The 6,554-nt window shown below is 49.4% G+C and carries 14 protein-coding genes; all 14 read left to right on the top strand.

Annotated features, from left to right (window positions below; translation table 11 throughout):
* The coding region (locus PLA23_RS09025; protein ID WP_324474919.1) for a hypothetical protein at positions 1-552 on the top strand (552 nt) is incomplete at its 5' end.
* A 135-nt stretch (positions 553-687) separates the two neighbouring features.
* Positions 688-1,173, top strand: a complete 486-nt coding sequence (ehaB, locus tag PLA23_RS09030; RefSeq protein WP_324328824.1) for a [NiFe]-hydrogenase-3-type subunit EhaB — start codon at positions 688-690, stop codon at positions 1,171-1,173.
* On the top strand, positions 1,170-1,496 hold the full coding sequence (locus PLA23_RS09035; protein WP_324328826.1) for an EhaC family protein: 327 nt from the start codon (positions 1,170-1,172) through the stop codon (positions 1,494-1,496). The genes ehaB and PLA23_RS09035 overlap by 4 nt, the downstream gene beginning before the upstream one ends.
* A complete protein-coding gene (locus PLA23_RS09040) occupies positions 1,493-1,723 on the top strand; it encodes an EhaD family protein (RefSeq protein ID WP_324328828.1) in 231 nt (76 codons plus the stop codon). The genes PLA23_RS09035 and PLA23_RS09040 overlap by 4 nt, the downstream gene beginning before the upstream one ends.
* A complete protein-coding gene (locus tag PLA23_RS09045) occupies positions 1,720-1,956 on the top strand; it encodes an EhaE family protein (protein ID WP_324328830.1) in 237 nt (78 codons plus the stop codon). Before PLA23_RS09040 ends, PLA23_RS09045 begins: the two co-directional genes overlap by 4 nt.
* Entirely contained in the window at positions 1,953-2,420 is a 468-nt protein-coding gene (locus PLA23_RS09050; protein WP_324328832.1) for an EhaF family protein, read from the top strand. The genes PLA23_RS09045 and PLA23_RS09050 overlap by 4 nt, the downstream gene beginning before the upstream one ends.
* Positions 2,420-3,016, top strand: coding sequence for an EhaG family protein (locus tag PLA23_RS09055; RefSeq protein WP_324328834.1), 597 nt, complete (start codon positions 2,420-2,422; stop codon positions 3,014-3,016). Before PLA23_RS09050 ends, PLA23_RS09055 begins: the two co-directional genes overlap by 1 nt.
* Positions 3,009-3,665 (top strand): hypothetical protein, encoded by a 657-nt coding sequence (locus tag PLA23_RS09060; protein WP_324328835.1) that lies wholly within the window; start codon positions 3,009-3,011, stop codon positions 3,663-3,665. The genes PLA23_RS09055 and PLA23_RS09060 overlap by 8 nt, the downstream gene beginning before the upstream one ends.
* A 2-nt stretch (positions 3,666-3,667) precedes the next feature.
* The gene (locus PLA23_RS09065; protein ID WP_324328836.1) at positions 3,668-3,871 is read left to right on the top strand and encodes a hypothetical protein; all 204 of its coding nucleotides are present in this window, start codon (positions 3,668-3,670) and stop codon (positions 3,869-3,871) included.
* 1 nt (position 3,872) lies between these two features.
* Complete coding sequence (locus tag PLA23_RS09070) at positions 3,873-4,715, top strand: respiratory chain complex I subunit 1 family protein (protein ID WP_324328837.1); 843 nt, start codon at positions 3,873-3,875, stop codon at positions 4,713-4,715.
* Positions 4,712-4,957 (top strand): hypothetical protein, encoded by a 246-nt coding sequence (locus tag PLA23_RS09075; protein WP_324474920.1) that lies wholly within the window; start codon positions 4,712-4,714, stop codon positions 4,955-4,957. The genes PLA23_RS09070 and PLA23_RS09075 overlap by 4 nt, the downstream gene beginning before the upstream one ends.
* The gene (locus PLA23_RS09080) at positions 4,954-5,328 is read left to right on the top strand and encodes an EhaM family protein (protein ID WP_324474921.1); all 375 of its coding nucleotides are present in this window, start codon (positions 4,954-4,956) and stop codon (positions 5,326-5,328) included. Before PLA23_RS09075 ends, PLA23_RS09080 begins: the two co-directional genes overlap by 4 nt.
* A complete protein-coding gene (locus PLA23_RS09085) occupies positions 5,325-5,777 on the top strand; it encodes an NADH-quinone oxidoreductase subunit B family protein (RefSeq protein WP_324332158.1) in 453 nt (150 codons plus the stop codon). Before PLA23_RS09080 ends, PLA23_RS09085 begins: the two co-directional genes overlap by 4 nt.
* On the top strand, positions 5,774-6,554 hold a 781-nt coding region (locus PLA23_RS09090), incomplete at its 3' end, for a hydrogenase large subunit (RefSeq protein WP_324474923.1). The genes PLA23_RS09085 and PLA23_RS09090, both read left to right, overlap by 4 nt.

Here is a 6,554-nt window from a genome sequence, read left to right on the forward strand (position 1 = left end):
CTTGCCCGGGCCGCGGATATTGAAGTACTGGCTCCGGAGGAAGAGATCACACCTGTAACGGTCAGAAACCCACAGGACCTGATCGATCCTGACCTGATGAAGGCGTGGGTGATTCTGGCATATTCTGATAATGATCTCCTCAAAGACCTTGCCAGTCTGGTTCAGGATTATGGCATCGAACTCAGGCTTACTGATGAGATCGACTCAAACGGCCAGTATGTCTATGCTCACGGGAAGAAAGAGCCTGGGACAGTATATATCTCGCGGGACTACTGGAAGAGGAAGTCATGGGAAGAAGTGAGTGGTACAATCGCACATGAGCTGACCCATGCCGTCCAGCATCTGACCAGCGAGGAAGATAGTTTTGGATGCACTGTAGAACGTGAGTATGAGGCATACATGGCTGAATTTTATGTGCTGATGGTAACAAACAGAGAAGACATCCTGATGCATTCATGGTCTGCAATTTATAACCCCAGGACAGGAAAGATATGGAAGAATGAATTATGGAAGGCGCTCAGGGAGGCATATTCAACCTGTCCTGAGTATTAATTATCTGCTCATATGGGGAAAAATTGGGCCTTTTGGATATTGCACAATAATTCCTTTTTTTGTATCAAATGATGAGAGACCCAGAGATCACAACCTTTAATCTGTTCCCGCACGAAGCGTACGTTACTTACTGGCATGATCAGCTTGATCCTTCAGATTGGCTTTGCAGCCCTCTGCGCTTGGGTTCTCTTTATTACCATTGATATGATCTGGGCACTGCCTCGGGAAGGAGGCGTTGTCGGAGCAAAAGCAATTGCAGCAGCAGTTGAAAAGGCCGGAGGGGATCTCAGGGGAGGGACCATGATGGGTAATATTGTATCATCCCCTGATGCATCGGCCGGTACCCTTCTTGCTGCCTGTGGTGTATACTGTTTTGGAATACCCGGTGGTCTCCTGGCAACAGTCCTCGTATATATCGGGAACCGCATATGCTCTGATCCCGGCTATGCAGGAACAACGGGATGCTTCCTGGCAACCTTTATGGTGTATGGGGGAACCAAGATCGGAATTCCGGCTGAATTCTTCATCATCGGAATGGTGATAGCAATCCTGACCATACAGGGGATATCCCACCGGCATGCGAGCAGACTTCTTGGAAAGATATGGAGGCTTCGGAAATGAGCGAGGACATTCTGATGTCCCTGCTGGATAACCTTCCCGGCCCGTTTGCTTCACCTATGCTCCAACCGCCGGCAGAGAGTGCGGAGCTTGCTGCCATATTGTGTGGAATGATCGCTCTGTATGCAGTCATCAGAATTATTTTTGAACCTGATGTTATGCGAAAACTCCCATTCCTGAATGTGTTTAGTTTTTCCATTGCAGGAATCATGGCTCTGATGATTCCTCATCCGCTTGGCGTCATTGCCGCAGCAGCATATTTTATTGGATCTACCTTTGAATCAAACGCCATTGCAAGTACCTGGGCAGGGGGGGTGGAGCCGTGAATATCCTGCTTCTCATCATCATCTGTATAATTACCCTCATTGGAGCAGTGTATGCCGGATATGTTCGTGACCCCTATGCCAAGCTGATTGGTATCGGAGTAATCGGAGGTGGGGTCATGCCCCTTATCATAGCAAGGGGGTATGCCGATGTTGCCGCAGCTCTTGCTGTTATCATCCCTCTCTCAACAGTCTTTGTCCTCCAACTCTGCCGAAAGGGGGAGCCATGAGTCCTGAATTTTATGCAGGACTGATCCTGCTTCTTATTGGAACCTTTGTCTGTGCCTTCCCCCGTGACCGGGAATATCTGACCAGGATTATCAATCTTGAGATCCCTGCATTCGGCCTGCTCCTTGTTGCATTATCCTTTGATGAGACCCTGGCTCTTCTGACCTTTATCGCCGTTTCAACCCTCACAACATTTGTTCTTGTTCTTCTTGTCGAGCGGAGGATGACCGCATGATACGTCGTATCGGAACGGGATTTCGAATCTTCTCAAACTGGATGTCTACGTATGAGAACCTGGTTGCTGTTTATGCTGCTCTTGGTATTTTTGTTGCATGCTGTGGCATCCTGATGGTCCCGCTCCTCAGCTATCACGAGGATCAGATTTACTCAAAAACCATAGACCGGGATTCAACCCTTGACCCCTATGACAGGGGAGGGATCCCTTTTGCCAGGGCAGAGGTCAGGGCCCAATATCCGGATAACTCCCCGACTGCCGGTTATGTGACTGCATACCTGACACCGTTCTCATGGTTCCTTGCCAATACAACACCTTATCTCGGAACTACGATCGTTGCCCATCCGGGAGGGATTCTTGATGAGATCCTCTACAATACCCGGGGTCTTGATACAGTGGTTGAGACCAGTATCCTCTTTACTGCATTTGCAATCGCCTCATTTCTCTTCAGGAGGAGGGCCTGATGGATTTTTACCAGGTTGGGCTTTTCTGTACCCTGATATGTGTGATCATATCATTCATCGCCCTGCTTCGGGAACGTGATGATATCCACAAAATACTTGTTGTAGATCTGATAGAGACAACTGGACTTGTTATTGTTTGCCTGGTAGCAACAGACCTGGCAGAAGCTCTTGTCCTCCCCGGTCTTGTGGTCGGCATATCTGAACTCCTCATGCTCACCGAACTCTACATCAGAAAGGAGAAACTCCCCCTTCCGGCCTTTCAGCCGATACGGATCGAGGTGATGCGAACTGCACCGCCGATTATCACATTTGCCCTGGTTGTGTATGGAATCATCCTCTCCGGGTTCTCCGGCGGTGCGGTTGCAGGCATAGGTCTTGTATTTTATTTCATGTGTAAAGGATATGAGGAGCGGTTTGCCCTCCTTGAAATGGTATCAGGATATGCATGGGCGCTCTGGATCGTGGCATTCTTCATCTTCATGATTTTGCCACAGGCCTGGCTGATTGCCGTAATCCTTGCAGGAGGGGCGATCCTCATGAAAGTAACCACAAAGATGGCACTTATCGGCACCATGCGGGAGGGGAGGGATGTTTAATCTGCCAATTGAGGGAGAAGAACTCTTTATCCTCGAATTTGGGGACATTGTCAATTACTTCAGTGTATACACGACAACCCTGTTCCTGTTTGCAACCGCCTTTATCATAATCGCCATCATCGCACGGCCGGAGCAGCAGACGGATATCATCTTTGGAACTGATGCGGTGTATACCAAAGAGATAACTCATGAAAACCTCAGGTTTCAGCGTTTCATGGCAATTGCCTGCGGTCTTGCAACACTTGGTGCCGTCTGTTCAGGTGACCTCTTCAACTTTTCACTCTTTACCGCCCTCATCGGAATCACAAACATCGGGATTGTTGCAGGTGTGAACAACCGGTATGTTCTGAATGCAGCGTATAATTATGGAATCGTCGCCATGGTCGCAACAACCTTCCTCTTTGGTGGTGCAGCAACCGCTCTTGGGACCTGTGGAACCCTGTCGATCTGGGAACTTGCAGGGAGAGGGATGGTTCCCCTGGCTGCAAAGATGTTTCTGGTCCTTGGAGTAATGGGAGAAGGAATGGCACCCTTTTATATCGCAAAGGCTGAGATCACCCGGGCACCGGGAGCACCATACGTACTGATGATCCATGTCAGTTCCCTGCTCATCTTCCTTCGGGTCATCGAGATCATTTTGACGGTGTAACAATGAATAAAGAGTCGTATCTGGCAATAACCATAATCACAGGGGTTATTCTCGGGATCGCAGCATATGCAGTATCAGTCGGAATACAGCCAGGATGGCTGCCGGTGATCGGCGTGATCCTGACATTTCCGGCATTTATTCTGGCACTCTTTCTCTGGTGGAATGCATCAAACACAGATGGGGACATCCCTTTTACCGGGTATTAATATGATAACACAGATACTTCCCGCAGTCTTTATCGGTCTTTTGTTTCATGGCATACATCGGAAGATCATTGCACGGATACAGGGGCGGCCAGGGCCGCCAATATGGCAGGAGATTCTTCATACCTTAAAATTCTCCTTTAAACAGACATGGATTCCAAAAACGGCAAGTATGCCCATGTTTGTCTTCATCGTGGCAGTTTCCATAGCCATATGGACCGGTGCATATTATATCGTTTTCAGCGGAGGCAGTCTGCTTCTTCTCTTTGCCGTATTTATGCTGCATAAGATCACCGAACATGGTCTGGGGCTCTCATCAGGTTCACCATATGGGAAGTTTGGAGCGATCAGATCAGTAATGTCTGCAGCTTCAGAAATCCCGCTCTTTGCAACGATTGCTGGCATGTATGTGGTGACAGGCTCACTGATGATTAGTGATATCACGAGATACCAGGAGATACACGGACCGTTGCTCATCGGGGCGTTCCCGATAGCGATTGCCATGTACATCGTCATACTTTCCAAGATGCATTATGGGCCGTTCTCAATTATTGAGGCAAAAGAGATCGTATCAGGAAACCGGACGGAACACTTCGGTGTCTGGCGGGCAGGCCTTGAGGTTGCGTATGCACTCAAGACATATGTACTCCTTGCAGCATTCGTCCTTCTCTTTATTGGAGTCCTTCCCTGGTACCTGATGCTGTTTGCAATGCTCATCGTCCTCATTTCACTCTCCTTTATCTGTGCATTTACCCCCATGCTCTCGCCATTTGACGCGGTAGCCCTTCAGACGGTAATTACGGGCATTCTCACAATATACATTATCGCCCTGGGGGTGATGGGATGATTCGCATCAGGAAGATTCTTGCAGGAGGGGCGCTCGTATATGCAGTGCTCTTTGGAATAGAACTAATCAGGGGCCATATACTCTGGCAGGCAATTATCGGAATTGCAGCAGTCGCTCTCCTTGCCGCACTCCCCTTTGCGAGGGATGAACACCCGCTTCATGAAGGCGAGATGATTGCTATATGGGCCTGCATCCTCCTCTTTGGCCTGTACGCAATACTGAAAAGCGGGGGGATGATATGACAGATATCTATGAACGCGACCTGTTTGGGATGAAATTTGCCATTCTGAAAAGCCCGTATCACAAAAAGGTGGTCACCGCCTGTGCAGAATTGCTCGGAATTCCCCCGATGAAGATGAGACGGCTGCTGATCGAAAACCTGGATATGATGACGCTCGAGTCACTTGCCGTCAGATATGACAGCTGGCGTGATAAGGGTGATACAGAGGGGGGCATGAAACGACAAATAGGGTATGAACTGTTTACGACCTATATACCGGTTGTTTCGCAGGAGATTATGAACGAAGCCCTCAGTATCGCCCAAAAATGTAATGACCCGGAGAAGGGAAAGGCCGTACTTCGATCAAAGGTATTTGGAGAGGAAGCAGAATGACCATCCTGCAATCCCTGAAAAACGCCGTTCGTCAGCGTTCGATTCATGTCTGTTATGTGGATACCGGATCCTGTAACGGATGTGATATTGAAGTCCTGGCATGCCTCTCCCCCCGGTATGACCTTGAGCAGTATGGTATATATGTTCATAATAATCCCCGTGAAGCAGATGTTCTTCTGATAATCGGCGGAATAACCCCTCAGTGGGAGGATAAACTCAGGATGGTTTGGGACAAGATTCCTGAGCCAAAGGTTGCCGTATCCATCGGAAACTGCCCGATATCCGGATGCGTCTTTTCCCGGCCACAGACCCTGACGAAGGCTCCTGCAAAGAGTTATATCCCGATTGCCGCAGAGGTTCCGGGATGTCCGCCCCGGCCGACTGAGATCATTTCGGCGATTCTCTCTGTAGCCCCGCACATATTCAAAGACTGGGAGATGAAGCGATGAAAAAGACGGTTGATGTATCAATTCCGCTCGGGCCGGTCCATCCAATCTTCAAGGAACCCTGCCGGATAAAGTGCGAGACCTTTGGTGAGCAGATCCTCGCCGCCGAGGTCGAACTGGGATACATGAAAAAGGGAATTGAACGGATCATGGTCGGCCGGCCATGGCAGGAGGTTATGTTCCTGGCCGAGCGGGTATGCGGGATCTGTTCAGTTATCCATAACTTTGTATTCATTGAGACGATGGAGAAGATTTCAGGGCTGAACGTCCCTGACCGGGCGGCATACCTGCGGGTACTGGCAAATGAACTTGACCGGATGCAGAGCCATCTGATCGCTAACTTCTCGTACTGTTATACCATCGAACACGAGACGATTGGGATGTATCTCCTCAATATTCGTGAAACCGTCATGGACCTGCTTGAATATCTGACCGGTGCACGGGTCACCTGTGCATACATTATCCCGGGAGGAGTCAGATTTGATCCTGATAATGAAGACCTCACACGGATTATGAAAGCAATGGATGATGTGGAGCGTGAGACACGCCGCTATATGAGCATGTTTGAATCCGGACCACTTATCGGGCTTCGAAGTAAGGGAATCGGTGTCATGACCCGTGAACAGGCTGAACTGATTCATGCAGTCGGACCGACCGCACGGGCGTGTGGGATTACAACAGATTTGCGATCAGACCATCCGACCTACCAAAGACTTGGGTTCACGCCAGTCGTCCGGACCGAAGGAGATAACTTTGCACGGGTGATGCTGCGGTTTCAGG

Origin of the sequence: Methanospirillum sp. (assembly GCF_035406105.1) — an archaeon.
GTDB lineage: Archaea > Halobacteriota > Methanomicrobia > Methanomicrobiales > Methanospirillaceae > Methanospirillum.